General features: G+C 32.7%; 29 protein-coding genes and 1 riboswitch. Of the genes, 4 read left to right on the top strand and 25 right to left on the bottom strand.

The features are described from left to right. Nucleotides 1–335 precede the first annotated feature (335 nt). The 10 genes from PYW44_RS04350 to PYW44_RS04305 form a co-directional block, all read right to left on the bottom strand. The gene (locus PYW44_RS04350; protein WP_002511418.1) at nt 336–698 is read right to left on the bottom strand and encodes a type II toxin-antitoxin system PemK/MazF family toxin; all 363 of its coding nucleotides are present in this window, start codon (nt 696–698) and stop codon (nt 336–338) included. After that, entirely contained in the window at nt 695–865 is a 171-nt protein-coding gene (gene mazE / locus PYW44_RS04345; protein ID WP_002507108.1) for a type II toxin-antitoxin system antitoxin MazE, read from the bottom strand. The genes PYW44_RS04350 and mazE overlap by 4 nt, the downstream gene beginning before the upstream one ends. 87 nt (nt 866–952) lie before the next feature. Then, nucleotides 953–2,101 (bottom strand): alanine racemase, encoded by a 1,149-nt coding sequence (alr, locus tag PYW44_RS04340; protein WP_021339950.1) that lies wholly within the window; start codon nt 2,099–2,101, stop codon nt 953–955. 123 nt (nt 2,102–2,224) lie between these two features. Then, nucleotides 2,225–2,575 carry a holo-ACP synthase gene (gene acpS, locus PYW44_RS04335; protein WP_021339949.1) on the bottom strand — a complete coding sequence of 117 codons (351 nt, stop codon included), beginning with the start codon at nt 2,573–2,575 and terminating at the stop codon, nt 2,225–2,227. A gap of 32 nt (nt 2,576–2,607) precedes the next feature. Next, nucleotides 2,608–3,144, bottom strand: coding sequence for a PH domain-containing protein (locus tag PYW44_RS04330; protein ID WP_002507105.1), 537 nt, complete (start codon nt 3,142–3,144; stop codon nt 2,608–2,610). Next, nucleotides 3,137–4,642 carry a PH domain-containing protein gene (locus PYW44_RS04325; protein ID WP_021339948.1) on the bottom strand — a complete coding sequence of 502 codons (1,506 nt, stop codon included), beginning with the start codon at nt 4,640–4,642 and terminating at the stop codon, nt 3,137–3,139. Before PYW44_RS04325 ends, PYW44_RS04330 begins: the two co-directional genes overlap by 8 nt. Then, complete coding sequence (locus PYW44_RS04320; protein ID WP_021339947.1) at nt 4,635–5,114, bottom strand: PH domain-containing protein; 480 nt, start codon at nt 5,112–5,114, stop codon at nt 4,635–4,637. The genes PYW44_RS04325 and PYW44_RS04320 overlap by 8 nt, the downstream gene beginning before the upstream one ends. Nucleotides 5,115–5,323: 209 nt before the next feature. Further along, on the bottom strand, nt 5,324–6,844 hold the full coding sequence (cshA, locus tag PYW44_RS04315) for a degradosome RNA helicase CshA (RefSeq protein WP_021339946.1): 1,521 nt from the start codon (nt 6,842–6,844) through the stop codon (nt 5,324–5,326). A gap of 544 nt (nt 6,845–7,388) precedes the next feature. Continuing rightward, nucleotides 7,389–8,744 carry a UDP-N-acetylmuramoyl-tripeptide--D-alanyl-D-alanine ligase gene (locus PYW44_RS04310; protein ID WP_021339945.1) on the bottom strand — a complete coding sequence of 452 codons (1,356 nt, stop codon included), beginning with the start codon at nt 8,742–8,744 and terminating at the stop codon, nt 7,389–7,391. A 12-nt stretch (nt 8,745–8,756) separates the two neighbouring features. Next, on the bottom strand, nt 8,757–9,827 hold the full coding sequence (locus tag PYW44_RS04305) for a D-alanine--D-alanine ligase (protein ID WP_002507100.1): 1,071 nt from the start codon (nt 9,825–9,827) through the stop codon (nt 8,757–8,759). A gap of 274 nt (nt 9,828–10,101) precedes the next feature. Here PYW44_RS04305 and rodA point away from each other — a divergent pair, with 274 nt between their 5' ends. Further along, nucleotides 10,102–11,304: a rod shape-determining protein RodA gene (gene rodA / locus PYW44_RS04300; RefSeq protein ID WP_002507099.1), complete on the top strand. Its 1,203-nt coding sequence runs from the start codon at nt 10,102–10,104 to the stop codon at nt 11,302–11,304. Between the two features lie 155 nt (nt 11,305–11,459). Here the strand turns inward: rodA and PYW44_RS04295 are convergent, their stop codons facing one another. The 3 genes from PYW44_RS04295 to csoR form a co-directional block, all read right to left on the bottom strand. Next, nucleotides 11,460–11,600 carry an Lmo0850 family protein gene (locus PYW44_RS04295; RefSeq protein ID WP_002507098.1) on the bottom strand — a complete coding sequence of 47 codons (141 nt, stop codon included), beginning with the start codon at nt 11,598–11,600 and terminating at the stop codon, nt 11,460–11,462. Between the two features lie 214 nt (nt 11,601–11,814). Further along, nucleotides 11,815–12,036 (bottom strand): putative copper chaperone CsoZ, encoded by a 222-nt coding sequence (csoZ, locus tag PYW44_RS04290; RefSeq protein ID WP_021339944.1) that lies wholly within the window; start codon nt 12,034–12,036, stop codon nt 11,815–11,817. Between the two features lie 5 nt (nt 12,037–12,041). Then, nucleotides 12,042–12,335, bottom strand: a complete 294-nt coding sequence (gene csoR, locus PYW44_RS04285) for a copper-sensing transcriptional repressor CsoR (protein WP_002507096.1) — start codon at nt 12,333–12,335, stop codon at nt 12,042–12,044. A gap of 143 nt (nt 12,336–12,478) precedes the next feature. Between csoR and cls the strand changes: the two genes are divergently transcribed. Further along, complete coding sequence (gene cls, locus PYW44_RS04280; protein WP_021339943.1) at nt 12,479–13,963, top strand: cardiolipin synthase; 1,485 nt, start codon at nt 12,479–12,481, stop codon at nt 13,961–13,963. 127 nt (nt 13,964–14,090) lie between these two features. Then, on the top strand, nt 14,091–14,741 hold the full coding sequence (locus tag PYW44_RS04275; protein WP_021339942.1) for an HD domain-containing protein: 651 nt from the start codon (nt 14,091–14,093) through the stop codon (nt 14,739–14,741). Nucleotides 14,742–14,811: 70 nt separating this feature from the next. On the opposite strand, the gene yidC is transcribed toward PYW44_RS04275, so the two are convergent. From yidC to PYW44_RS04240, 7 genes are all read right to left on the bottom strand, one after another. After that, the gene (gene yidC / locus PYW44_RS04270) at nt 14,812–15,681 is read right to left on the bottom strand and encodes a membrane protein insertase YidC (RefSeq protein WP_002507093.1); all 870 of its coding nucleotides are present in this window, start codon (nt 15,679–15,681) and stop codon (nt 14,812–14,814) included. Between the two features lie 87 nt (nt 15,682–15,768). Next, nucleotides 15,769–16,407: a thiamine phosphate synthase gene (gene thiE, locus PYW44_RS04265; RefSeq protein ID WP_021339941.1), complete on the bottom strand. Its 639-nt coding sequence runs from the start codon at nt 16,405–16,407 to the stop codon at nt 15,769–15,771. Next, nucleotides 16,407–17,198, bottom strand: coding sequence for a hydroxyethylthiazole kinase (thiM, locus tag PYW44_RS04260; RefSeq protein ID WP_031266140.1), 792 nt, complete (start codon nt 17,196–17,198; stop codon nt 16,407–16,409). The genes thiE and thiM overlap by 1 nt, the downstream gene beginning before the upstream one ends. Beyond that, the gene (thiD, locus tag PYW44_RS04255; protein WP_021339939.1) at nt 17,191–18,012 is read right to left on the bottom strand and encodes a bifunctional hydroxymethylpyrimidine kinase/phosphomethylpyrimidine kinase; all 822 of its coding nucleotides are present in this window, start codon (nt 18,010–18,012) and stop codon (nt 17,191–17,193) included. Before thiD ends, thiM begins: the two co-directional genes overlap by 8 nt. Beyond that, complete coding sequence (gene tenA / locus PYW44_RS04250; RefSeq protein WP_021339938.1) at nt 18,005–18,694, bottom strand: thiaminase II; 690 nt, start codon at nt 18,692–18,694, stop codon at nt 18,005–18,007. Before tenA ends, thiD begins: the two co-directional genes overlap by 8 nt. Nucleotides 18,695–18,772: 78 nt before the next feature. After that, nucleotides 18,773–18,872, bottom strand: a riboswitch (TPP riboswitch). Nucleotides 18,873–19,083: 211 nt separating this feature from the next. Beyond that, complete coding sequence (locus PYW44_RS04245) at nt 19,084–19,764, bottom strand: transglycosylase family protein (protein ID WP_002507088.1); 681 nt, start codon at nt 19,762–19,764, stop codon at nt 19,084–19,086. Between the two features lie 483 nt (nt 19,765–20,247). Next, nucleotides 20,248–20,667 (bottom strand): single-stranded DNA-binding protein, encoded by a 420-nt coding sequence (locus tag PYW44_RS04240; protein WP_021339937.1) that lies wholly within the window; start codon nt 20,665–20,667, stop codon nt 20,248–20,250. Between the two features lie 190 nt (nt 20,668–20,857). Between PYW44_RS04240 and PYW44_RS04235 the strand changes: the two genes are divergently transcribed. Next, nucleotides 20,858–21,298, top strand: a complete 441-nt coding sequence (locus PYW44_RS04235) for a YwpF-like family protein (RefSeq protein WP_002507086.1) — start codon at nt 20,858–20,860, stop codon at nt 21,296–21,298. Between the two features lie 68 nt (nt 21,299–21,366). Here the strand turns inward: PYW44_RS04235 and fabZ are convergent, their stop codons facing one another. The 5 genes from fabZ to atpD form a co-directional block, all read right to left on the bottom strand. Beyond that, nucleotides 21,367–21,807, bottom strand: coding sequence for a 3-hydroxyacyl-ACP dehydratase FabZ (gene fabZ, locus PYW44_RS04230; RefSeq protein ID WP_002507085.1), 441 nt, complete (start codon nt 21,805–21,807; stop codon nt 21,367–21,369). Nucleotides 21,808–21,864: 57 nt separating this feature from the next. Then, on the bottom strand, nt 21,865–23,130 hold the full coding sequence (murA, locus tag PYW44_RS04225; protein WP_021339774.1) for a UDP-N-acetylglucosamine 1-carboxyvinyltransferase: 1,266 nt from the start codon (nt 23,128–23,130) through the stop codon (nt 21,865–21,867). Nucleotides 23,131–23,236: 106 nt separating this feature from the next. Further along, the gene (locus PYW44_RS04220; RefSeq protein WP_002507083.1) at nt 23,237–23,470 is read right to left on the bottom strand and encodes a DUF1146 family protein; all 234 of its coding nucleotides are present in this window, start codon (nt 23,468–23,470) and stop codon (nt 23,237–23,239) included. A gap of 323 nt (nt 23,471–23,793) precedes the next feature. Next, entirely contained in the window at nt 23,794–24,198 is a 405-nt protein-coding gene (locus PYW44_RS04215) for a F0F1 ATP synthase subunit epsilon (RefSeq protein ID WP_002507082.1), read from the bottom strand. Nucleotides 24,199–24,217: 19 nt separating this feature from the next. Beyond that, nucleotides 24,218–25,630 (bottom strand): F0F1 ATP synthase subunit beta, encoded by a 1,413-nt coding sequence (gene atpD, locus PYW44_RS04210; protein WP_021339775.1) that lies wholly within the window; start codon nt 25,628–25,630, stop codon nt 24,218–24,220. Between the last annotated feature and the right edge of the window lie 18 nt (nt 25,631–25,648).

Raw genomic sequence — 25,648 nt, 5'->3', positions numbered from 1 at the left:
AAATATAAACCGCATACATCGGTTATAACAGATTTAAACGTACTATGTATGTAAGTAAAAATATCTTTTATAATGAACGAGCCTATCCTAGCTTTGTACTTGCTTGTATTGGCTACTCGCTATATATGATAAACACGCTCCAAATACCTAAAAAAGCTTTAGGATAACCTAAAGCTTTTCAAATTAAAACATCCCACTCAAAGGTATTAAACCACAAAACTAAAATTCTTAATTTTCCAATCACAATTAAATTACTAATTAAGTGGTAATTACATGTTATAGGGAATCGATATATAATTCACTATTTTATTAACTGTTTCTTAAACCTTTGAAAATCATGATTTACTATTTCTAACATTATGTAATCCTAAGCTTATATCTATGGCAACATTAACTTCTTTCATTTTACTTTCAGAAAGGTATGTTAATTTTTCTTTCAGCCTATTTTTATCTAAAGTTCTAATCTGCTCAAGCAGTATTACAGAATCTTTATCAAGCTTATATTTACTTTTTTCTATTTCTACATGTGTAGGTATTTTAGCTTTATTTATCCTACCTGTAATTGCAGCTACAATTACGGTAGGACTATATTTATTTCCAGTATCATTCTGTATGATAACGACAGGTCTTATTCCCCCTTGTTCAGACCCTTGAACTGGTGATAAATCAGCTAAATAAACGTCTCCTCTTCTCATCATTCATTGTTATTCTTAGAGCTGAGGTAAACTTCATTGCAATCACAAGCTTCACATTCAAATGGAAATGCTTCTGCTGCAAGGGAGAGATTTAAATCGGCCATTTGTGAATAGCCTTCTTTTAATAGTTGTTCAATACTATGGTTTCTGCTTTGATTAAAACTTGCCATGAATAAAGACCTCCATGTTACTAAAATAGAATATATTGAGATTCGTTGTTAGACTTATAATAACAAATTTTACATTAAGTGACTATACTATTTTAGTAATTCATTGCGAATTTCTAAGTCTTGCGTCCCATGATAAATTCTAGGAAGCCTTCTATTTAGTCTACATAACACTTCATAATTAATGGTCTGTTGCTGTCGTCCCAGAGCTTCTGCTGATTGTCGACTATCACTATGGTGATCCATTAAAATGACTTTATCACCTGTATTAACTTCTTCAGGAATTTTAATTATTGTTTGATCCATGCACACTTTTCCAATTACTTCACATTGGTACCCATTCACATTCACACTAAATCCTGTCATCATTCTTGGATAACCATCTGCATATCCTACTGGAATAATTCCAATTTTTGTAGGTTCTTTTGCTGTATATATACTTCCATAACTCACAGATTCTCCAGTTTGCAATACTTTAGTTTGAACGACTTCACTAATCCATTGTGCACTTGGTTTTAAATGTATCTTCACTTTTGATTTAACGTACTCTGAAGGATAGTAGCCATATAATGATATGCCTATTCTAACCGTATTACAAAACTGACTGTCTTTCATTAATGCGCCTGCAGAATTCTGAGAATGTATATAATTGGGCTTTTCTACCTGCTCAACAATTCCTTCAAAATAGGCTTGTTGTTTATTCATCGAATCACCCGGTTCATCAGCACATGCGAAATGTGTAAACACGCCCTCAAAAACTAAATGGTCATGTGATTGAATCAAATCAATAACTTCTTTGTACTCATCCACATCTTTTATTCCTAACCTACCCATGCCAGTATCTAATTTAGCGTGAAGCCACAAATCTTTTTTATTATCGGTTGGAATTTCTTCAATAGCCTCAGCGAGCCATACTTTAGATGGCACCGTAATTGCTGCTCGATGTTGTATTGCTTTGTTTATGTTATATGTTGGAATAACTCCAAGTACAAGTATTTTTGCATTAATTCCATGCATACGAAGTTCAATTGCTTCATCTAATGTTGCAACAGCGAAAAACTCAGCTCCATTTTCCATTAATTGACGTGCAATTTTAATGCTACCAAGTCCATAACCATTCGCCTTAACTACTGGAATAACTGTTTTGTTTGGATGTAATGTTTGAAACACTTGAAAATTCGAAACAATAGCATTTAAATCTACATTCAAGTACGTCGATCTATAATACTTATCAGACATTAAGCATGTACCTCCTATTTCATTAAATAACTTTCACTAATTTTTTATAATAAATCAATTTTATAACAATGATGATAGGATAACCAAATTAAACATACTGGAATTTAGAAAATTTTTAATAAATTAAACTTCTAAAATGACTTGACTCATAGCATAATGTTCCGTATGTGTTATACTTACATGCACTTTAAAGCCTTCATAGGTAATACAAGGCTTACCATTTTCATCGTTAAAACAATCAATGTCATTAAATGCTACTGTTTTTCCTAGCCCCGTACCTAGCGCTTTACTAAAAGCCTCTTTACAAGCAAATCTACCTGCAAGAAATTCCATTTTACGTTGTTCATTTTTGAAACAATTAAATTTTTGTTGTTCATTGGTAGTTAATATACGTTCTAGCAATTTCTCTTGTCTGCTATAAAGTTTTTTTATTCTTGTTATCTCTATTAAATCTACACCTATACCGTGTATCATAAATCTCCCCTCGCTCATATAAAGATATTGATCTATTTTAAATCACTATCTTTATAATGTTCAATTTCTGAAGCTTCATTTTCTGTTACATCAATTGCTTTATTAACATTTTTTATTTTGTACTTTAATGTAGCCGCTATATCTTTGTCGATAAGTTTAATTTCAGTATTTCCGCCTGCTGTCGATAACGTTAAACTTGCTAATTTATATTTGCGCATTAAAATACCTTCGTGTGTATCGACATTTTGAATTCTGAATAATGGGATATTGATTACTGAAACAAACCATAAACCATTTCTTACAGTGATTTCATTTTCACCTAGTTTGTATCTAAAGATTTGGTACCGGTACGCAGGAATTAAAATAGCACCTAGTAGCAATTGAATTACAATAATAATTATACCAATAATTAAAACCCACATCATCGTATTGGAGTTAAGCCATTGCAACCACAGTCTATTAACTATATAAACAACTGCTAAAATTAATACAAATATTACAGTTACAATATATGCCGAGAGACGCATGACTGTTTTTCCAGATTTATCCATATAATTATATTCATTCATAATGCTCACCTCTCAAATACCAATTTTGAAGTGTTTCAACTTCTTTATAATTATTAAATTTCAAACCGATTGCTTCACTACCCGCAGCTTTTGCAATGATAAAATTGAAATTACCTAAATCACTATTTATTAAAAATGGATTTCGTTTAATTTCCATACCTAGTATTTTATCATGCTTGAAATACGTATTTTTGAATCCAAACATAGTTACATTACGTACTACAAGTTCATCATTTTGTACTTTTAATCCAGATGATTTAATAACTATAAGGCTATGAATAATTAGTAGTAAAATCATAATCGCTGCGATAAGAAATGACCAAGGTAACCAGAAATAATTAACAATAGTTGCAAGCACTAGCAGTATGACTGTTTCTTGCCAAAAGTGCCTATGGAAACCTCTCCAAGGCATACCCTTTTCCGCATTTTCAAATGCCATACTAGGGATAAGTGATTTAATGATTTCGAATGCTTTTTTTCGTTTAATAAAAGGTAAAATCATAACATTTCCATCTAATGAAATATCCTCTTTATCATTACCATTCATATCGCTCGTAATCACAAAATGTATAGACGTAAAACCGAATAGTTTTCTTAAGAAAGATTGTCTTTCAACTACAGCTTGAACTCTATCAGTTGGCACCGTGATATTTTTAACATTAAATAAACCATATCGGATATTCAATTGATTATCATTTTGTGTCACTGTGTAGTTATAGTTTTTTATAATTACAATCAATGTACCCAATATATAACTTGCGATAATGATAGTCGCAACCATTATTAACACAATCACAAAAATCGCTTGAGAAATCCGAGCAAATTCACCAGTGAGCCATTCCCATGGTATCACTTCTGAAAAGGCACCAATTATCGGCGAAATGGCTGCAAACGCCACGCCTATAGCTCCACTCGTTAATGCCATAAACAGTAATTCTTTAAAATTAAGCTTATATAAGCGCACAGGTTCTGATAGTTGTTCCGGATTATCTCCATTATCCTCTGGTTCAGGTATGCTAGTTAAATTTGGTTCTTCATTTTGACTAGTTAATTCTCGTTGTTTTTCTTTAATCGTACGTTGTATTAACTCACTTTGTTTTTTAGAAACAGTGTCTAAATCAATACCATCACTCGGTGTTTTGATTTGTAATTTCATACCACCTACGATTTGATTTATAATGCCTTGTGATGTATCTAATGTTTGTATACGACGGATATTAAGTTCTTTTCTTTCTTTAGTAAAGATACCCGTTGCTAAAACAAAATGATCATTTTCAATCCAATATGTCGTGTTATAAACTTTTAATACTTGAGCTACAAATGAAAATAAAAAGAAAGCAAAAACGATAGCTGGAAATATGTACGAAGTTATATTTGTAAAATCAAAATCCTGAATATTAAATACTAGAAAAATAATAATCAAAAAGATATTTTGCTTAATAGCTTCAATAACACCAGTTAAATAAGAAATAGGATGTAACTTTTGAGGATTATACATCAAAATCAGCTCCTCTCAAGTAATTGAGTGTTAGTAATTCGAATGACTTCGCATCATCCGTAGACATCAGAGGAAAACTAACTTTATGACCAGCAGTAATTAATGTAGTTTTAGACAGTCCCATTTTCTTCAAAATCGGGTTAGTCTGCCTTTCAATAAACTGTGTGCGTTCCAATTTCACTATTTTTTTAGATTTAAAGAAGAAATCATATTTTACTTCTATATAATTTTCCTTAATTCTATAATATGTGTATTTAAATTTAATCCAGGGTCTAACCAATAAATACATAAAATCAAACACTATAAAAGCAACGATTAAATATACAATGAAATGCCACCAATTAAAGTGACTCCATAAAAATATTAAAATAACCGAAACGATCAAACTAACAATAAATTCCAGTCCTTCGATTATGTAGTAATACTTCATAGCTTGTTTAGGACTTCTGTTAAATAGTTGGTCGTTAGTCATATATACACTCCTTAATTAAGATTTCAATTTATTATAACATAGCTTTTATAGTCATTTCATTCCTCATTTAAAATTTATAAATATCTATTCTAATATTAAATATATTGCACTTAATATTTATTATTAGAATAGCTTTTCTTAAAAAACAAAAAAATCATCCCACATGAGTGGAATGATTAAACCTAAATTTCATATATGATAAATTATTTTTATTTTTTGTGGTCAGCGAATGTGCGACCTTTCATTGATTTCTTATTGCTATTGTTTCTATCAGAAGACTTTTCGTTCTTCTTATTATTGTTGAATCCGCCTTTTGAACGACGATTTTTGTTATCAAATTTATTACCACGTTTATTGTTGCCTTGACCGCCACGTTTTGGTCCGCGGCCTTGACGACCACCTTTACCACGAGATAATGGTTTTTCAAATGTTAATTGAACATCAACTTCATCATTTGATTCAACCAATTCTTGTAATAATGAAGCAACTAAATCAACATCACTATATTCTTCAATTAATTCTGAAGCAATACGTTGTAATCTTGGTTCATTTTCTCTAGACATCCACTTTTCAACTTTACCTTTAATATCGTTTTCACGCGCTTTAAGCACTTCTTTACGATGAGGTGGTCTCATTGCAGTCATTTGTCTCTTGTTTGCTTGTTCAATCTGACGGATGTAATCCATTTCAATTGGGTTCACAAATGTGATTGCTACACCTTTTTTACCAGCACGACCAGTACGGCCGATTCTGTGTGTATAACTTTCAGTATCTTGAGGAATATCAAAGTTATAAACATGACTTACGTTTGAAATATCAAGTCCTCGTGCTGCAACATCTGTTGCAACTAAGATATCTAATTGATCATTTTTGAATTTTTTCAATACTTCCAAACGTTTCGCTTGAGTAATGTCACCATGTAAACCTTCAGCTTTGTAGCCTTTAGAGATTAACGCACTTGTTAATTCATCTACACGACGTTTAGTACGGCCGAATACAATAGCTAATTCTGGTTGGTGCACATCTAATAAATTCGTAAATGTATCGAATTTTTCCAATTCTTTTACGATTGTATAGTATTCTTCGATTTGTGGATTAGACATTTCGTTATTCATTGTTTTAACAATTACTGGTGTTTTCATGAATTGTTGAACTAATGTTTGAATAGCTTTTGGCATTGTAGCTGAAAACAACATTGTTTGGCGTTGTGAAGCTGGAATTTTATCCATGATAAATTTCATATCATCGATGAAGCCCATGTTCATCATTTCATCCGCTTCATCTAATATAAGCGTATGAACATCATTAGTTTTTAATGTACGACGGTTAAGGTGATCAATCACACGACCTGGTGTACCTACAACGATTTGCGGTCCTTTTTTAAGTGACTTGATTTGACGGTCAATCGGCATACCACCAAATACAGTAACAACTTGTACGTTTTGACCTTTAGCAAATTCTCTGATTGATTCAGCTACTTGCATAGCTAATTCTCTTGTTGGTGCAAGGATTAATGATTGTACGCCTTCTTTGTCTGCCACTTTTTCAACAAGTGGAATACCAAACGCACCAGTTTTACCTGTGCCTGTTTGAGCTTGACCAAGAACGTCTTTGCCTTCTAAGGCAAGAGGGATACTCTCTTTTTGTATAGGAGTGGCGTCATCGAACCCCATTGATGCTAGGGTTTCTGCCATCTTATCTGAGAGCCCTAATTCTTTAAATTTTTGCAATATAATTCTCCTTTATTTATCTGTATTTCTATACATATATGTTCACTTAAGTTTCTTCAACTTCTTAATAGTACCACCTCAAGTATATAATCGCAATAAACCAAATTTGATTAAATGCAATAACTTTGCTTGTTTTAAAATGTTTTAAAACACCAAAAATACCGAAATATATAGGTTGTAAGCGTTTAACTTTATTCTGTAAACTTACTTTATACCCTCTTAAAAAAATTTATTAATTTATTTATTCTGTTAATTGTCAGAATATTTTACTTGTAAGATATGGCTTATTCACTCCTTATTTAAATTAAATTCAAGAAATTCTTTAACTGAAATTACATTGGTACCGACATTAAGCTTAACTGTATGTTTCTTTAATGAAATTATGAAACGTCGTTATTTTTTCAATATGAGTATGTCAATTACATTTAAGTGTGATAACTTTATAAATACTTGTTGTCTTTTATAAGTTTTCCCGTTTTAGCAAAATAAAAACGAGCTGTTAGACTTCTAATCAAATTCTAACAACTCGTTATTTTGTTAATGTTTAAATTAAAGCTTCGACAACCTCTTCTAGTTTCATTCCTCTAGAACCTTTGACTAAAATTTTATCCTCAGATTGAACATAATTTTGTAAAGTTGTTATCAATGCTTGCTTATCTTCGTAATGTTCTGCTTGTGTTACATGCGCTTTGCCCGTGTTACTAATAAATTTTGAAGCTGCCCCAAAAGTAAATAATGCATCAATATTTTTACCTTCTAAGTATCGACCTACATTTTCATGCATCATCTGACTATCTGGACCTAACTCTAAAACATCTCCAAGTACAATAATTTTTCTACCTTTCATAATTGAAAGCGTATCAATTGCTGCTTTCATACTTGTAGGACTCGCGTTATATGCATCATTAATGACTAATTTATTGTCACTGGTATAATGTTGTTCCATTCTCATACCTGTAAGTTCTACTTTACGTAAGTTATTAAAAATTATGTCATGGCTCAAGCCTAACCTTTTACCAACAGCGATAGCAATTGTTGCATTCTTCATATTATGTTCACCTAAAATAGGTAAATCGAATCTTTCTTCCCCGTTAATATTAAATACGATACTTGCATTTTCAATATCTTCATTCTGACAAACAAGTGTGTTGTCTTTGTCTTTACCAATACTTACTATATCTGCATCTAGTATTTTCGTAACGTGAGATTCTAATAATGGCTCATCACCATCATAAATAAAGACGCCATTTGATCTTAAGCCTGTGATAATTTCAGCTTTTGCTTGGGCAATACCTTCTCTAGAACCTAAATCTTGCATATGTGATTCACCAATATTAGTAATTATTGCTATATTGGGTTCGGCTAAATTTGACAATAACTCAATTTCATTGAATCCAGACATTCCCATTTCTAAAATTGAAATCTCAGTATCTTGATCCAATTCTAATATTGTTAATGGTAATCCGATTTCATTATTGTAATTGCCTTGTGTTTTTTTAACTTTAAATTGTGGTTTTAAAACACTTTCAATCATGTCTTTGGTAGTCGTTTTACCATTTGAGCCTGTTACTGCAATGACTTGAGGCCCAACAAATTCTAAATAAGCTTTAGCTAATTGTTGTAACGCTTTAAGTGTATTCTCAACCCATATCACTGGACCGTCTATATTTTTATCTAAAGTTACATCTTTTTGATAAAATACTGCACCTGCCCCATCTTTCAGTGCTTGTGCGACGTATTTATGTCCATCTACATTTTCACCTTTAAAAGGAATGAATAAATTTTGATTGTTAATTACACGTGAATCAATAGAAACACCTTTAATCGTATGATCTAAATATTCATTATCAATGTCACATGGAATCCATTCTTTGATTTGTTCTAAAGTTACTTCAATCATTATTCATTCGCCTCAGTCAATTTTGTATTTATTTTGTTTCTTATCTTCATGCTTTTCTTTCGCTAATTCAATTAATCTTTCAATTAATTCAGCATATGTTACACCCATGTTTTCCCAAAGTCTTGGATACATACTAAAAGCAGTAAAACCTGGCATTGCATTTGTTTCGTTAATAAAAATTTGATTGTCTTCAGTGACAAAGAAATCAGCTCGTAACAAACCAGAACAATCTGTCGCTTTAAATGCTTCGACTGCCATATTTCTTAATGTTGTTTGTACTTCTTCATCTAAATCAGCAGGAATATCTAATTTTATTTTTCCATCTTTGTACTTAGCTTTGTAATCATAGAATGCTACTTCTTTAATCACTTCACCTGGCGCAGTCGTTTCAGGATAGTCATTACCAAGTACAGCTACTTCTATTTCTCTCGCATCAATACCTTGTTCAATTACTAATTTACGGTCAAATTGGAATGCTTCTTCAATACCAACTTTCAATTCTTCTTCATTATTACATTTACTAATACCAACACTAGAACCTAAGTTTGCTGGTTTTACAAATACTGGATATTCTAACTTGTCATGTACAAGTTTCAAAATGTTACTTTCATATTTATGATATTCGCTTCTTAAAAAGCTCACATAAGGTAGTTGAGGTAATCCTCTATGCGCGAATAATTGTTTCATAACAAGTTTATCCATCGAACTTGAGGCAGCTAAAACACCGTTTCCTACATATGGTATATCTAATACTTCAAACAAACCTTGAATTGTACCATCTTCACCATTCGGTCCATGTAATACTGGGAAAACTGCACTATAGGCGTTCCCTGTGCTACCTATACTAAGTAGTTGAGAGATTTCACCTGCAGCAACATCTGTTAAACGTAAAGTGTCTATTTCATTTATAGTGTCTACGATATTTTCTTTCTTTTTCCAGTCACCTTCATTTGTTATGTAAATGATGTCTATTTGATATTGATCTTTATCTATTGCGTTTAAGACATTTTGTGCTGTTAATATTGAAACATCGTGTTCCGCACTTTTTCCTCCGTATACGATACATACATTTTCTTTAGCCATACTTTAGCCTCCATATACAATTCTTAAACTACATCATATCACGATTTAATATTTTTTTGCATTTGTTAAGTAGTATAAAAACTTTTTATTTTTCAATTTAGTATATGGCACTTTACAATGGATTAAAAGTAATAACTTTAACTCATCAATATATAGTTATCTTATTATAATTTTTCAATTTGGCACCCTACTTCTAGCAATATACATTAAAGTTCGGTAAAATCTATATATATTACAAAGTTAAAGAAAACTAAGCTTTTCAAAGGAGTAAGAAATGAGTACTTCACGTCAATTAAAAAACAACCATTGGATACGGCGAGTCGACTGGACTTTAGTAGGCTTCCTCGTATTGTTAGCAATTATTAGTGTAACAATAATCAACTCAGCTATGGGTGGCGGTCAATATAGCGCCAACTTTGGCATTAGGCAAGTTCTGTATTATGTCCTTGGCGGATTCATAGCATTTTTAATCATGTTAGTTTCACCTAAGAAACTAATGAAATATACATATTTACTGTACTTTCTTTTTTGCGCAGCCTTATTTATATTAATCATTATTCCAGAAACACCGTTCACACCTGTTATAAATGGTGCAAAGAGTTGGTATAAACTAGGTCCAATCAGCGTACAGCCTTCAGAATTTATGAAAATAGTATTGATATTGGCGCTTGCTAAACTAATCTCAAAGCATAATCAATTTACTTTCAATAAATCATTGGAGACAGATTTTAAATTACTGCTGAAAATTTTTGGTATTTCCATTATTCCTATGGGCCTTATCCTACTGCAAAACGACTTGGGCACAACGCTTGTTATTTGCGCCATTATTGTTGGTGTAATTATAGTGAGTGGTATCACATGGAAAATAATTGCACCATTATTTATTACAGTATTTCTCTTAGCATCAAGTATCATCTTATCTATTATTTTCAAGCCATCACTTATAGAGAATAGTTTGGGTATTAAAACTTACCAACTCGGACGCATTAGTTCATGGTTAGATCCTTATACTTATAGTAGTGGCGACGGCTATCATTTAACAGAATCACTTAAAGCCATTGGATCTGGTCAACTATTTGGTAAGGGATTCAATCAAGGTGAAGTATATATCCCTGAAAATCATACTGATTTTATTTTCTCCGTTATTGGAGAAGAGTTTGGATTCATTGGCTCAGTTATTTTAATTCTAGTGTTTTTAGGACTAATGTTTCACCTAGTTAGACTTGCAACTAAAATTGAATCACCATTCAGCAAATTATTTATTATTGGTTACACAGCACTAATTCTATTCCACGTGTTACAAAATATAGGTATGACAATACAATTATTACCTATCACTGGTATTCCATTACCATTTATAAGCTATGGTGGTAGTTCCTTATGGAGTTTAATGTGTGGTATTGGTGTATTATTATCTATTTCTTATCATCAACCAAAACAGTACTCACCTGACGTTCAAAAACAAGCTCAAAAATAAAATCATTTTAATTTTTACTTCTAAAAAATAACTGTTACAATCATCTCAATGATCGTAACAGTTATTTTTTTACCAATTATTAAATAAAACAGGTTTCTGTATAACAAAAAAACGACTGGAGCACACTGCTCCAATCGCTTAGTTAGGTAACTTTACTATTTCAGTTCGTTAGCGGCTTTCACAGTTGTCGGCAAAGTCTGCATAACTTCTAATCTTGATTTGGTTTTCTTTATGTTTACCCCTAATGATGATAATAGTTTAACTACATTTTGAATCTTTTCGTTATCTTTACTCATATCATCACCCCTAAATTACTTGCTTCTACTATATCTTACCCTATTTAATTACTAAATACTACATTATATTCAAAATTTTTTTATTATAGTCAAATATTTAGTCAATTTTATTGTATAATTACATCGTAAAAATAATTTTCCTTTGTAAAATAAGTTTTCAAAAGTAACAAAAAAACAGTTAAAGTGAAACTGTACTCTTTTTTAATATTTCAATTTAATATAAAATTTCATATCCTAAATCATAAACTTCTTTTTCTAAATTATTTAAACTTGCAGGGGTTTCAAAATCAATGAAAATTTTGCCATTATTGCTTTCTATTTCTATGTTGACTTGGTGTACACCGTGTAATTGCTTAAGCTGCTGTTCAATATGTTTTTGTTGTGTTTCATTTTCTATACCGGAAATATAAATAACTTTTGTTACCACTACGTTCACCTTGCCTAATCCTTCATTAATTTTTGAAATGTAACCAATAGTTCTTCCATAGCTTCTTCTTGTTGACCCTGCTCTACTTTTTCCATAATACAACTTTTCATATGATGGTCTAATAATTTAGTAGCAACACCATTTAAAGCCGATCGAGTGGCTCTAATTTGTGTGAGCACGTCATCACAATAAACATCTTCATCTACCATGCGATTAATTGCTCTCACTTGGCCTTCTATACGATTTAATCTTGATTTTAAATTAGATTTAATTTGTTCTGAGTGATGCGCTTTTTGTATTTCCGCCATATATTACACGCCTCCTAATAATTTCAATTATATGATATACCCCTAGGCGGTATTAGTCAAATGATAAAACCTTATATTCATGTTACAATAATTAAGACTTTTATAGTACTTTAATTAACTGAAATGCATTTTGGAGGTTCAATATGATAGATATATTTTCTTTAACGTTTAACAACACAAACGTTATTCTTAACATCATTTTTCTTGGCGCATTTATATTAAACCTTATCTTTGCCTTCACAATTATTTTTATGGAACGACGTTCGGCTGGTGCCGTGTGGGCGTGGCTGTTAGTGTTAGTCTTCATACCTATATTAGGCTTTATCATCTATCTATTGTTTGGACGACAAATTCAGCGAGACCGTATTTTCACCTTAGATGAAGAAGATAAAATAGGTATTGAAATGATTGTTAATGAACAATTAGAAGCCTTAAAGAACGATGAATTTTCAAAAGGTAATCATCAAATTGTTAAATTTAAAGATATGGTTCAAATGTTGTTATACAATAATGCTGCCTTTTTAACAACAGATAATGATATTGATATCTTTACAGATGGTAGAGAAAAGTTTGATGCACTTATTAAAGATATAAACGAGGCAAAGGATTATATCCATATCCAATACTATATCTTTAGAAATGACGACTTAGGTAAACGTATTTTAATAGCGCTCGAGCAAAAACTTGAGCAAGGGTTAGAAGTGAAGATGCTTTATGATGACATGGGCTCACGTAGTTTATCACTTAAAGATTTTAAATCATTTCGAAACAAAGGTGGTAAAGTAGAAGCCTTTTTCCCTTCTAAATTGCCATTAATCAATTTAAGAGTGAACAATCGAAATCACCGGAAATTAGTGATTATCGATGGACATATTGGTTACATTGGTGGTTTTAATGTTGGTGATGAATATTTAGGATTAAAGAAAAAATTTGGTTACTGGAGAGATACACATTTACGAATTGTTGGCGATGCTGTCAATGCACTTCAATTACGTTTTATGCTTGATTGGAACGTTCAATCAACACGCGATAATTTGAAATACGCTGAACGTTATTTTCCTGATGTGGATTCTGGAGGTACAATTGGTGTCCAAATCGCATCTAGCGGGCCAGACGAAGAATGGGAGCAAATCAAATATGGTTATTTGAAAATGATTACTTCTGCTAAACAATCTATTCATATTCAATCTCCTTACTTTATTCCTGACCAATCATTCTTAGACGCGATAAAAATCGCAGCATTAGGTGGCGTAGATGTGAATATCATGATCCCTAATAAACCTGACCATCCATTTGTATATTGGGCTACCTATAATAACGTAGCATCACTGTTAGATGCAGGTGCCAATATTTTCCATTACGATAATGGATTTTTACATTCAAAAATACTGCTTATAGATGACGAAGTTGCGAGTGTGGGTACTACAAATATGGATCACAGAAGCTTTACTTTAAATTTTGAAATTAATGCTTTTATTTATGACACATTCATAACGAAAGAACTTAAAGCCACTTTTGAAAAAGATTTAGCCTTATCCTATCGACTAACAAAAGAGGAGTATGAGAAGCGAAGTTTGTGGATTAAATTTAAAGAAGGTATTGCAAGACTTATATCACCTATTTTGTAATAATTTAACTCTGTCCAAAGTAATCGATGAACATCAATATTACTTTGGACTTTCTTTATTATAAAGTAAATGATTATACTAAATCACTAGCTTATATAACTTTATTTCTATGAAAAGAGGCGTTTAGATGAATCCGCAAGAAATAGTCAATTCAGCGCATATATATATGGAGTCATTTCATAAAGAGGATGCAACTGGCCACGATGTCGCTCACGTATTGCGCGTCGTTAAAATGGCAAACTACATTGCGCAACAAGAGCAAGTTGGAAATTTATTAACCATTCAACTAGCTAGTTTATTACATGATACGGTTGACGCTAAACTTACCGACACTAGTCAAGCAAAACATAGATTAACACAATTTTTGACACAACTTCAGCTGCCAATACAACAGCAAGAAGCTATTCTACATATTATTGAACATATGAGTTATAAAAATGGAGAAAATAATGATATTTCATTATCAATAGAGGGCCAAATTGTACGTGATGCTGATCGCCTCGATGCTATCGGAGCAATTGGAATTGCTCGTACTTTCCAATATGCTGGTCATTTTGGAGAACCCATGTGGATTGAAGGAGCATACAACGATACTTTGTCTAACAAAGAAATCGATAATAAAAATGTTCCAGCATCAGCTATTAAACATTTTTATGAAAAACTGTTTAAACTTAAAGCTTTAATGCATACACCAACCGCTAAACGACTTGCACAACAGAGACACGAATATATGGAAGTATTTGTAACTCAATTTTTTAATGAATGGTATTTCAAATAATACAAAAAAGTCATCGTAGTTTAAAACTACGATGACTTTTCATTACAAATTTATTTAGAATTTAAATAATTTATTTTTTCTTATTTTTCTTAGAAACAACTTGTGTGTTTTTACCTTTGCTCGCTGTTTCAGCTTTGTTTTTCTCCATAGCTTCAATCATTGGTGCTACTTCTTTTTTAGCAAGTTTAGAATAATGCATATTCGCCACTTGTGTTTGTACAATCAAGAATGCGGCACTGACTGACCAGTATAGACCTAATGCTGATGCAGAACTTAATGAAATCCACACAATCATAATTGGCGAAATAATCATCATCATATAACCCATTTGACGCTGTTCGTTTGGCATACTCTTACTTGAAACATAAGCTTGTAAGAAGTATAAGACACCTGCTATAATCGTAATCCAAATATCTGGTTGAGCTAAGTTAAACCATAAGAAATCAGGGTGTTCAGTGAAACCACCACTTGAAGGATATTTCAATACGAAGAAAAGACCCATGATGATTGGCATTTGAAGCAAGATTGGTAAACAACCTAACATGCTCTTCATCGGATTCATATCATATTTCTTGTAAACTTCCATCATTTCTTGGTTAGCTGCCATTTTTTCTTCTTGCGTACGTGAACGCTTAACCTTTTCTTGAATTGCATCAATATCCGGTTTAGCAACTTTCATTTTTTCACGCATCATGTGACTGTTTTTATAATTCGATAACATGAATGGTAATAATATGATACGCATCGCCAATACAATGACAATAATTGCTAGTCCATAATCGTTATTAAAACTAGTTCCTAACCAATGTATAAGACTGTCCATTGGATTTACGAACGTATTATAGAAAAACCCATCTCTATTTTCAGGTTTAGAATAGTCACAACCTGCTAAAAAGACCATTACACCTAATAATAAAGGGAGTAGCGCTTTCTTCTTCATTTTTCCACCTCTAATGATTTATTCACATAGAATTTATTTTATCATACTCATAGGGAAGTAGAAAACAAAAAAAGAAATTTTTATACATTATTCAACAGTTTTTAAAAATTGTCTTACTGATTCACTTATATTTTGACTTTTAGCAATAGCCGAAATAATTGATATACCATCTGCCCCAGCATGAATTATAGATGGTGTATTATCTAAATTGATGCCACCAATCGCAACAATCGGAAAATCATTAACGTAATGTCTTAATTGTGTAATCATTTCTGGACCAACTGGCAAACTTGCATCATCTTTAGATGTCGTAGCAAACATTGGACCAACACCCATATAATCGACATATTTCAAATCAGAATTTAAGTATTCCTCAACATCACCTACACTCAGACCAATGATTTTATTTTCAAATTGTTGTGCAAATTCATTTACTTCTAAATCATTTTGCCCTACATGAATACCATCTGCATCAATATCTTTAGCTAAACTCACATCATCATTTACTATAAAAGGTACATCGTATTGATGGCACAACGAAAGTAATTGTTTTGCCATCCCCACCTTATCATCACCTACTAATGCAGTTTCCCCTTTCTCTCTATACTGAAATAGTGTTATACCTGCTTCTAAAGCTTCAGTTACAACATCAATAATCGATTCACCTTCTGCAACATCTTGCGTGCCACAAATAAAATAAAGTTTTAGCTTACTTTTATCAAACATTATTGCACCTCTTGACTGCGTATTAAATTCAAATAATCATCATATGTGACTTGATATAGGGCATTTATTAATTCAACCATAAATGTGCCAGGCCCTCGGTTAACCGAATTTTTTTCAGCTTGTTCAGCAGCAATATTATATATAGTCACTGCTTCTACCAATTGATTTAATTGTGGCTGCTGCTTGGATTCTAAAAAGCTCGCTATCGCAGCGCCTAATAAACAACCTGCACCTGTGATTTTTGCAAGCATAGGCGAACCATTAGCAAGTTTCAGAATTTTATCTTCATGCATTACAATATCTTCTTTACCTGTGATAACTATCGCTGTCCCGAATTGTGTATGAGCTTTTTTAGCAATAGTCACAGCATCCAGATTTATATCACTATCTGTACCTTTCATCTGTGTATCATTATCAATTAGTGTTAAAATTTCTGAGGCGTTACCTTTGATAACTGCTACCTTAACCTCACTTAAAAATGTCTCACAGAAATCTTTGCGGTATTGTGATGCACCTACAGCAACAGGATCAAAGACGATTGGTGTTCCAATTTGATTAGCTACCTTCGCAATTTTTAAAATGTCTGACTCTTTATCTTTAGTCAGCGTGCCAATATTAATCAGTAAAGCATTCGCGTGAGTTAACATATCTGACGCTTCCTCTGGTGCTTCACTCATTGCTGGACTTGCTCCTAAACTTAATAAGCCATTTGCTGTAAAATTTTTAACAACATCGTTTGTATAACAAATAACTAACGGGTTACTATTTCTGAGTACTTCTAAATTATTCATCATCTAATCCTACCTCTTTCATATATGCAAAATGATTAACTGGTCCTCTACCTTGACCAATTTCAGGTGTGTGTTTAATGCTTAAAGAAATGAACTGTTTTGCTTTTTTCACTGCTTCATATATTGTTTTACCTTTTGCTAATTCTGCAGTAATCACTGCCGAAAAAGTACACCCTGTACCATGCGTATGTTTTGTATCAAATCGAGGTTCTTCAAAAGTATATACATTTTCATTAGTGAATAAATAATCTTTAGCGAAGTCTAAATCCTCTGAATGTCCACCTTTGATAACAACACCTTTACTGCCAATTTCATTAATGAAAATGTCGCCTGCTTTATAAATTGATGATTCGTCTTGTATCGTTAATCCTGTTATTTCCTCTGCTTCGGGCAAGTTTGGTGTTGCCACAGTAGCATAAGGCAATAGAATATTTTGCAAGTCAGCTTTAGCATCCTCATCCATCAACGAGTCACCACTTTTAGCTAACATTACAGGATCTATTACATAAGGAATCTCTGGATATTGCTTTAAATAATATTGTATTAATTCCATCATTTCTTTTGAAGCTATCATGCCTGTTTTCAGCGCATGAGGTAACTCATCATCAAAGATACTTTCTAATTGCTCGGATAACCAACTTGTTTCTATGTTATGAATATGTTGAACGCCTTTTGTGTTTTGCGCTACGATACTCGTTATCGCAGCCATACCGTATACGCCACAAGCATGAAATGATTTTAAATCTGCCATGACACCTGCGCCACCCGTTGGGTCAGTGCCTGCTATAGTTAAAGCAATTTTAGGTTTATTCATTATTAACCCCTCCATAAAGCCATTCTTCTTCAATGAATGACATATTAAAAAATTTGCGTTCATGAACTGTACTCTGTAAGAAACAATCTTTGATGTCAGCTTTCTCTTGTTTTGTGCAATTTTGTGTCAATTTATCCATTAAATTATCAAAAATATGCACAAGTTCATCCATTTCGGTACTATAAAATTCAAACCATTTTGCCAAAATAGAATCGGTATTTAAAGTATGGTCTTGTAACGCTTGTTGTGCAATAACTTGATATACGTATGGACAAGGCGCCATGGCAGCAATTGTGTATGCTGCATTTTCTTTAGCAAAAGCATTAAAATACATGTGTTTAATATAATGATCGCCGCTCGGTGGCCAAACTTTCACTTGTACAATTTCATTGTAAGGTTCATTTACATATTCAGCTAATATTTCGTGTGCCGCTACTTCTCCATCAACAATAAATTGTATCTGTTCAACTAAAAATTTTACATCTTCCATTTGCTCCATTTTAGGTATGAGTAATGCGTAAATATTAGCAAACTCTTTTAAATAAGATGCATCTGCTCTTAAATAAAATTTAGTAGCATCCTTAGATAAATGACCTTGTAACATTTCTTGTATAAATGGGTCATTATAAATGTCATCAATAATTGGCTTGGCATCTATTTTTAATTCTTTTGAAAATAACACGTTAAGTCCTCCTAAATATTAAAAAACTACATTCCAAGTAAGAATGTAGTTAATTAATAGAAAGGCTAAGCAATTCAATTATAAATTAAACTACTTTCCTACGTTGGCATTAACCAAATCAGGTCGTAAGGGTCTGAACTAAATCATCTCAGCCATAAAGGCTCCCCTAGTAGATTTTCATATATTATTTCTTTAAACATAACAAATGTAGTGTGACATTGCAAAAGAACGTACTTCAATGAAGCGTCTATGTTGTAAATATTATAGCGATGACACAGTAACTACAAGCTGTAGTTGTATTAGTGGAAATCGTGGACAAAAAAATGCCAACAAAGTCGGTGACTTTATTGGCATACGTTTATAGTATTTATAGTTAATTACTGACTAAATTATGCAGTAACCCATTGTGAAGCGCCAACTTCATTATAAAGTTTAACTGCTGCAGCATCTTGTACTGATTCAGGTGCTTCTGTTGGAGATACACCTTGGTAAGCTGCTGGAGCTACTGAATCCCAAGTGCTTTGTAAGAATTGATATTTACCTGCTGCACCTGATGATGGGTTAACAGCTTTAAGATCGCCGCCTGATTCACGTTGAGCGATTGCTTGTAAATGAGAGTTAACATTTACTGATGAACCACTTGAAGCTTCACTTGAGCTTGATTCTTTTGAAGTAGATTCTTGTTGTGGTTGTTGAGTTGCTTCAGTTTTTGGTGCTTCTTGTTGAGCTGGTTCTGCAGCTTGTTCAGCTGGTGCTGATTGTTGTGCTGGCTCTGCTGCTTGTTCAGCTGGTGCTTCTTGTTGAGCAGGTGCTTCAGTTGAGCCTCCGCCAAAGCTCCAGCTAAAGTTTGTACCATCTGATTCAAAGCTATAGTCTGTACCATTATAATTGAAATCTATGTCATAAGCGCCTTCTTGTACAGGTGCTTCATTTAATTGTTCTGAGTTTGATTGAGCTAATTGAGCTAATTCTGCTTTGTCTACGCCTTGTTCTGAAGCGTCAGCTGAATTTGCTGCTCCTGTTACGCCTAATCCTAGTGCTAAAGTTGATGCGATTACTGTTTTTTTCATTGTTAAAAAGTCCTCCTATAAGGTGATTAATTTATTTTATGATTAATTTGCAAGTACAACTATATCATTCAAAAGTTCTTTGTAGGTTACAGTGAAATAAAAAAACAAACCTTTTTTTTACAACCTAATTACATCACCAATACTCATTTTTATGTATATTTAAGCATATAAGTACTACCATGATAACCTTTTGTACTATAATTGACTTTATATCCTTGTAATATTTTCGTAATTAAACTGATTATTCTGTATTATGTAAATGCTATAAATCGCATTTTCAAGAAGTTTTGTGAATTGAATTTTACAGTACTTTTACGTTCACTTATTTTTTAGATGTATATATGGATAGATATAATATGTAAAGCTATTCCTCTAGATTGGGCATTATTAAGAGGAATAGCCTGAAAGAAGTATAATTGATAGTAGGATTTAATGTATATTAATTGGAATAGTTTAATGTGGGATAAGTTTTAAGTGGGAGTTTTATACAATTTCGTATATATCATTTTCTTGAATATTAATTTCGTTGAATGATTCATGATCTTGCTCTAATGGGAATGGTTCAAAAAGTTCATCCGTTTCATTTTTAGTTCGTGGAGACATGAATTTAATTGTTTCGATATAAATTTCTGATACAAAATGCATCTGTCCTTCTTTTTCAAATTTACGTGATTGCATTTGTCCAGTAATACCTACAAGTGATCCTTGATTGATATACTTTTCAATATTGTCAGCAATTTTACCAAATGCTTTACAATACAAATAATCACAGACTGTATTTTGATCTTTATCTTTATAATTTCTATTTACTGCTACACAAAAGGTAGCTAACTTCTTCCCCTCCTTTTCATAAATTTTGGGATCTTTTGTTAATCTTCCTACAATGACGATGTTATTTATCATAGGTCACCTCCTTTGTGTTTTAATCATAATTAAATTTATAAATTGAGTCAAAACTCATATTTTCATAAACCAAAAAGTAAATTACTACTAATTTCTACAAATTTCACCTTTCTCTTTTGAAATTACGTTATAATGATTATATAAATGCAATTATAGTAGATTTTAAATTAATCAATTGGATGTGAAGACGATGAAAACATTTAAAGCCGTTCGATTTCAAATCGTATCAGAAAATGGCGGAGTTACTGAATATGAATTAGAAGATGGAGTCATTATAAATAAAGAAAATAGTGGTACTGGCTGGTTGCTTGAAATCGTCATTTCAGACTTCCATTATGAAACCATGAAACAATATATGAATAATGAAGATCTCTTAGATATTCGTGTTGTCATTACACGTCCAGCTAATGACCCTGCGCTATTTGACGCAACAATAAAAAATATTAGCCAATTAGATGACACTATTTCTGTAGTATTTGAATGTCACATCTATACTTTGAGACAAGTTTATGCAGAAAGCTTATTAGAACAGTTGATTGATGAAGGCTTAACTGGTGAAGAACTGAAAAAATCATTTAATCGTATGATGCAATCTAAACCAAGACTTAAAGATGAAAAATTCGAAAAGTAAAGTAAATATTAAACACAAAAATGCCTTAAGGATTTAGTGGAATTCACAAATCCTTAAGGCATTTTTATTTATGCTTTATCTTGTATTGCAAATGTTAATTCACAACTACATGCAAGTTGACCATCAACAGTTGCTTTCGCAGTCCCTTTTCCAATTGGTCCACGCATCTTCGTAATTTCAACTTCTAATTGTAAAGTATCACCTGGTGTGACTTGTTTCTTAAATCGACATTTATCGATTCCTGCAAATAATGCAAGTTTGCCTTTATTTGCATCACTATTTAAAATAGCTACCGCACCTGTTTGTGCTAAGGCTTCGGTAATTAATACGCCTGGCATAACTGCAAATTCAGGAAAATGCCCTTGGAAAAACGGCTCATTTCCAGAAACTTGTTTAATAGCTACACATCGTTCGCCTTCTTCGTATTCAATCACGCGATCAATTAATAAAAATGGTTGTCTGTGTGGAATAATATCTTTAATCTGATTATAATCGAAAATTGTCTCCATTATTTGCTTCCTCCAAATCTTCTTTCGTTGCGAGTTTTATATTAATACATTGAAGTATTATTTTTGTGTACGTTTGATATCGGCACCTAAAGATTTTAATTTACCATGTAAATCAACATAACCTCTATCTAAGTGTATTAACTCAGTAACTTGGGTTGTTCCATCAGCTACAAGTCCTGCTAAAATAAGGGCCGCTGCTGCACGTAAATCTGTTGCTTTTACTTGAGCACCTTGAAGTTCACTTTTACCTTCAATTTTTGCGCTTCTACCTTCAACTTGTATTTTAGCGTTCATGCGTTTGAATTCTCCAACATGCATAAATCTATTTTCAAAAACTGTTTCAGTCACTACTTTATGACCGTCTGCTGTAAGTAACAATGCCATCATTTGCGATTGCATATCAGTTGGAAAACCTGGGTGAGGTAGTGTTTTAATATCTACAGGGTTTAATGGGCCTTCTGCTGTAACACGTATCGTGTCACCTTGATAATCTAAGTTTACGCCCATTTCTTCTAATTTATAAACTAAACTTGTCATGTGTTCTTTGATAGCTCCGTTTACAATTATATCACCACGTGTAATTGCTCCTGCAATAAGTAGCGTTCCTGCTTCAATTCTGTCAGGGATAATTGAATGTTCTACTCCATGTAATGCTTCAACCCCGTGAATAGTTATCGTATCTGTACCTGCGCCTACTACATTACCGCCCATTTCATTGATATAGTTTGCTAAATCAACAATCTCTGGTTCACGTGCTACGTTTTCTAACACTGTTTTACCTTCAGCTAATGATGCAGCCATAATGATATTCTGAGTCGCTCCTACACTTGGAAAATCTAAGTGAATTGATGTACCTTTCAATCCATTTTCAGTGCTGGCATAAATAAAACCACCATCCATATGGATATCAGCACCCAACTCTTCAAAGCCTTTGATATGTTGTTCGATAGGTCTTGAACCAATTGCACAACCACCTGGCAACGCAACTTTTGCATGACCTAGACGAGCTAATAATGGACCCATTACAAGTATACTTGCTCTCATTTTGCTCACATACTCATATGGTGCCTCTTCATTTAATTCCTTTGTGGCATCAACAGTGACAGATTCTTCTTCTTTATTGTATGAAACATCTGCATTTAATGTTGAAATTACATTATTAATCGTCTCCACATCACTAAGTGCTGGTACATTCATAAGTTTACTAACACCTTTTGATGCTAATAGTGAAGCAGTTAATACTGGTAATACAGCATTTTTTGCACCTGATACTTTCACTTCACCAGTTAATCTATTTCCACCATTAATCTCTATCATATCCATCTTAAATCCTCCACTTAACTACTTTTATATTTCATTAAAATTCATCTTTTTTATGTACTCTTAAATTATTATATCTGTAAACCAAACAAATATACAGATATTTGAATTATTGTGCTAAATATTTTATTTGAGTTGAAAATTGTAGTAAATCTACAATAAAATTACTTACTGCTGTACCTAATAATATTGCTAAAAATATCATACATATCTGAACTTGAACTGGATACCCTTTTTTAAAAAATTGATCTAACCTTATTGAGTTAAGTGCCCAATAAGCAACACAAATACAAAGCACATGTAAGATAAGATGTACAACTGAGAACTGTCCTAAATACTCCATAAGCCATGCTCCTCACTTCATACTATTCAACTATTTTACACGAAATTGGCTCTAAAAGATACTTAAGAACAACGGTAAATCCCCTAATATAACTAAATGTTATATTTTGCTATTCCCTAATAGCATAAAAGATATTCATATTAAATATAAAGATAAAAATATTTTATGTATATCTCGTAATAAAATATTCTATATAGGAATTAAAATCGTTTATTTATAGGACATCCTTCAATAAAATAATGAAATGCGAGGATATTAATGCGTTTTATAATCAAAAAAAAATGAAGTTCCTTCTATTAGGAACTTCAAATTTCAAATAATATTTATTGTAAGTTAGCGACACGAATACGGTTGTTAGCACGTTCTAACGCACGCTTAGCTCTACTAATATCACTATTATCTTCTTCATTATTTATATGAGATTCTGCTCTAGATTTAGCTAACTCTGCTCTAGCTACATCTATTTCGTTAGCAGGTTCTGCAGTTTGTACAATAACCGATAATTTATCTTGTCTAACCTCAACAAAACCTTCACTCACTGCAATATATTCTGAACCATTATCAAAATTAATTTTGACATAGCCAATTTCAAGTGCTGCAACTGTTGGAATATGTCCATACATGACACCGATCTCACCTGCAGTAGTTTGGAACACTGCAAGATTAACATCTTCTCGGTTGTTAACAGAACCATTAGGAGTGACAATATTTAGGCTTAATGTGTTCATTATCCATACCTCCTAATTTTTAAACTTCAACACCCATGTCTTTAGCTTTAGCAATTACTTCTTCCATACTACCAACAAGACGGAATGCATCTTCAGGGATATGGTCATAATCGCCATCTAAAATTGCTTTGAAACCTTCTACAGTTTTTTGAACTGGAACGTAAGAACCTTTTTGACCAGTGAATTGTTCTGCTACGTGGAAGTTTTGTGATAAGAAGAACTGAATACGACGTGCGCGTTCTACAGTTAGTTTATCTTCTTCCGATAATTCATCCATACCTAAAATAGCAATGATGTCTTGTAACTCTCTATACTTTTGTAAAGTAGATTGTACATCACGTGCTATTTCATAATGATCTTGTCCAACAATCGTTGGGTCAAGTGCTCTTGAAGTAGATGCTAACGGATCAACCGCTGGATAAATACCCATTTCAGTTAATTTACGTTCTAAGTTTGTAGTTGCATCTAAGTGAGCAAATACTGCTGCTGGCGCAGGGTCAGTATAGTCATCGGCAGGTACGAATACCGCTTGGATTGAAGTAACCGAACCTTTGTTTGTTGATGTAATACGTTCTTGTAATTGTCCCATTTCCGTACCTAATGTTGGTTGATATCCAACAGCTGAAGGCATACGACCTAACAATGCTGATACTTCTGAACCAGCTTGTGTAAATCTGAAAATGTTATCAACGAATAGTAATACATCTTGTCCTTGTTCGTCACGGAAATATTCTGCCATTGTTAAACCAGATAATGCTACACGCATACGTGCACCAGGCGGTTCGTTCATTTGACCGAATACCATTGCAGTTTTCTTAATAACACCACTATCACTCATCTCGAAGTATAAGTCATTACCTTCACGTGTACGTTCACCAACACCGGCAAATACAGAAATACCACCATGTTCTTGAGCAATGTTATTAATTAATTCTTGAATTAATACAGTTTTACCAACACCGGCTCCACCGAATAAACCGATTTTACCACCTTTAATATATGGTGCTAATAAATCGATAACTTTAATTCCTGTTTCTAAAATTTCAACTTTAGTAGATAATTCATCGAATGCAGGTGCTTCTCTATGAATTGGATCACGTCGAACTGAATTTTCGATTTTTTCATCTAAATCAATTGTATCGCCAAGTACGTTGAATACTCGACCTAATGTAATATCTCCAACTGGTACGCTGATACTTTCACCACTATCTCGAACTTCTGTACCACGTTTAACACCATCAGTTGAATCCATTGCAATCGTACGTACTACATTATCGCCAAGTTGTAATGCAACTTCTAATGTAAGCGTGACAGTACCTTCATCTCTTTCAACGTCGACTGTTAAAGCATTGTTAATTTCTGGAACTTCATTGTGCTCAAAGCGAACATCAATTACTGGACCCATAATTTGTGTTACACGGCCTAATCCCATGCTTTTTTGCCTCCTTTA

Origin of the sequence: Staphylococcus equorum, from assembly GCF_029024965.1 — a bacterium.
GTDB classification, from domain to species: Bacteria; Bacillota; Bacilli; order Staphylococcales; family Staphylococcaceae; genus Staphylococcus; species Staphylococcus equorum.
The sequence above is the reverse complement of the archived record's forward strand: the minus strand, read 5'-3'. Positions and strand labels throughout refer to the sequence as shown.

What these genes read in the sequence shown, in the direction of transcription:
- PYW44_RS04350 (WP_002511418.1), bottom strand. Translation starts at nt 698, where the DNA reads ATGATGAGAAGAGGAGACGTTTATTTAGCTGATTTATCACCAGTTCAA.
- mazE (WP_002507108.1), bottom strand. Translation starts at nt 865, where the DNA reads ATGGCAAGTTTTAATCAAAGCAGAAACCATAGTATTGAACAACTATTA.
- alr (WP_021339950.1), bottom strand. Translation starts at nt 2,101, where the DNA reads ATGTCTGATAAGTATTATAGATCGACGTACTTGAATGTAGATTTAAAT.
- acpS (WP_021339949.1), bottom strand. Translation starts at nt 2,575, where the DNA reads ATGATACACGGTATAGGTGTAGATTTAATAGAGATAACAAGAATAAAA.
- PYW44_RS04330 (WP_002507105.1), bottom strand. Translation starts at nt 3,144, where the DNA reads ATGAATGAATATAATTATATGGATAAATCTGGAAAAACAGTCATGCGT.
- PYW44_RS04325 (WP_021339948.1), bottom strand. Translation starts at nt 4,642, where the DNA reads ATGTATAATCCTCAAAAGTTACATCCTATTTCTTATTTAACTGGTGTT.
- PYW44_RS04320 (WP_021339947.1), bottom strand. Translation starts at nt 5,114, where the DNA reads ATGACTAACGACCAACTATTTAACAGAAGTCCTAAACAAGCTATGAAG.
- PYW44_RS04310 (WP_021339945.1), bottom strand. Translation starts at nt 8,744, where the DNA reads ATGATTGAAGTAACTTTAGAACAAATCAAAGAATGGATTCCATGTGAC.
- PYW44_RS04305 (WP_002507100.1), bottom strand. Translation starts at nt 9,827, where the DNA reads ATGGCTAAAGAAAATGTATGTATCGTATACGGAGGAAAAAGTGCGGAA.
- rodA (WP_002507099.1), top strand. Translation starts at nt 10,102, where the DNA reads ATGAGTACTTCACGTCAATTAAAAAACAACCATTGGATACGGCGAGTC.
- PYW44_RS04295 (WP_002507098.1), bottom strand. Translation starts at nt 11,600, where the DNA reads ATGAGTAAAGATAACGAAAAGATTCAAAATGTAGTTAAACTATTATCA.
- csoR (WP_002507096.1), bottom strand. Translation starts at nt 12,335, where the DNA reads ATGGCGGAAATACAAAAAGCGCATCACTCAGAACAAATTAAATCTAAT.
- cls (WP_021339943.1), top strand. Translation starts at nt 12,479, where the DNA reads ATGATAGATATATTTTCTTTAACGTTTAACAACACAAACGTTATTCTT.
- PYW44_RS04275 (WP_021339942.1), top strand. Translation starts at nt 14,091, where the DNA reads ATGAATCCGCAAGAAATAGTCAATTCAGCGCATATATATATGGAGTCA.
- yidC (WP_002507093.1), bottom strand. Translation starts at nt 15,681, where the DNA reads ATGAAGAAGAAAGCGCTACTCCCTTTATTATTAGGTGTAATGGTCTTT.
- thiE (WP_021339941.1), bottom strand. Translation starts at nt 16,407, where the DNA reads ATGTTTGATAAAAGTAAGCTAAAACTTTATTTTATTTGTGGCACGCAA.
- thiM (WP_031266140.1), bottom strand. Translation starts at nt 17,198, where the DNA reads ATGAATAATTTAGAAGTACTCAGAAATAGTAACCCGTTAGTTATTTGT.
- thiD (WP_021339939.1), bottom strand. Translation starts at nt 18,012, where the DNA reads ATGAATAAACCTAAAATTGCTTTAACTATAGCAGGCACTGACCCAACG.
- PYW44_RS04245 (WP_002507088.1), bottom strand. Translation starts at nt 19,764, where the DNA reads ATGAAAAAAACAGTAATCGCATCAACTTTAGCACTAGGATTAGGCGTA.
- PYW44_RS04240 (WP_021339937.1), bottom strand. Translation starts at nt 20,667, where the DNA reads ATGATAAATAACATCGTCATTGTAGGAAGATTAACAAAAGATCCCAAA.
- PYW44_RS04235 (WP_002507086.1), top strand. Translation starts at nt 20,858, where the DNA reads ATGAAAACATTTAAAGCCGTTCGATTTCAAATCGTATCAGAAAATGGC.
- fabZ (WP_002507085.1), bottom strand. Translation starts at nt 21,807, where the DNA reads ATGGAGACAATTTTCGATTATAATCAGATTAAAGATATTATTCCACAC.
- murA (WP_021339774.1), bottom strand. Translation starts at nt 23,130, where the DNA reads ATGGATATGATAGAGATTAATGGTGGAAATAGATTAACTGGTGAAGTG.
- PYW44_RS04220 (WP_002507083.1), bottom strand. Translation starts at nt 23,470, where the DNA reads ATGGAGTATTTAGGACAGTTCTCAGTTGTACATCTTATCTTACATGTG.
- PYW44_RS04215 (WP_002507082.1), bottom strand. Translation starts at nt 24,198, where the DNA reads ATGAACACATTAAGCCTAAATATTGTCACTCCTAATGGTTCTGTTAAC.
- atpD (WP_021339775.1), bottom strand. Translation starts at nt 25,630, where the DNA reads ATGGGATTAGGCCGTGTAACACAAATTATGGGTCCAGTAATTGATGTT.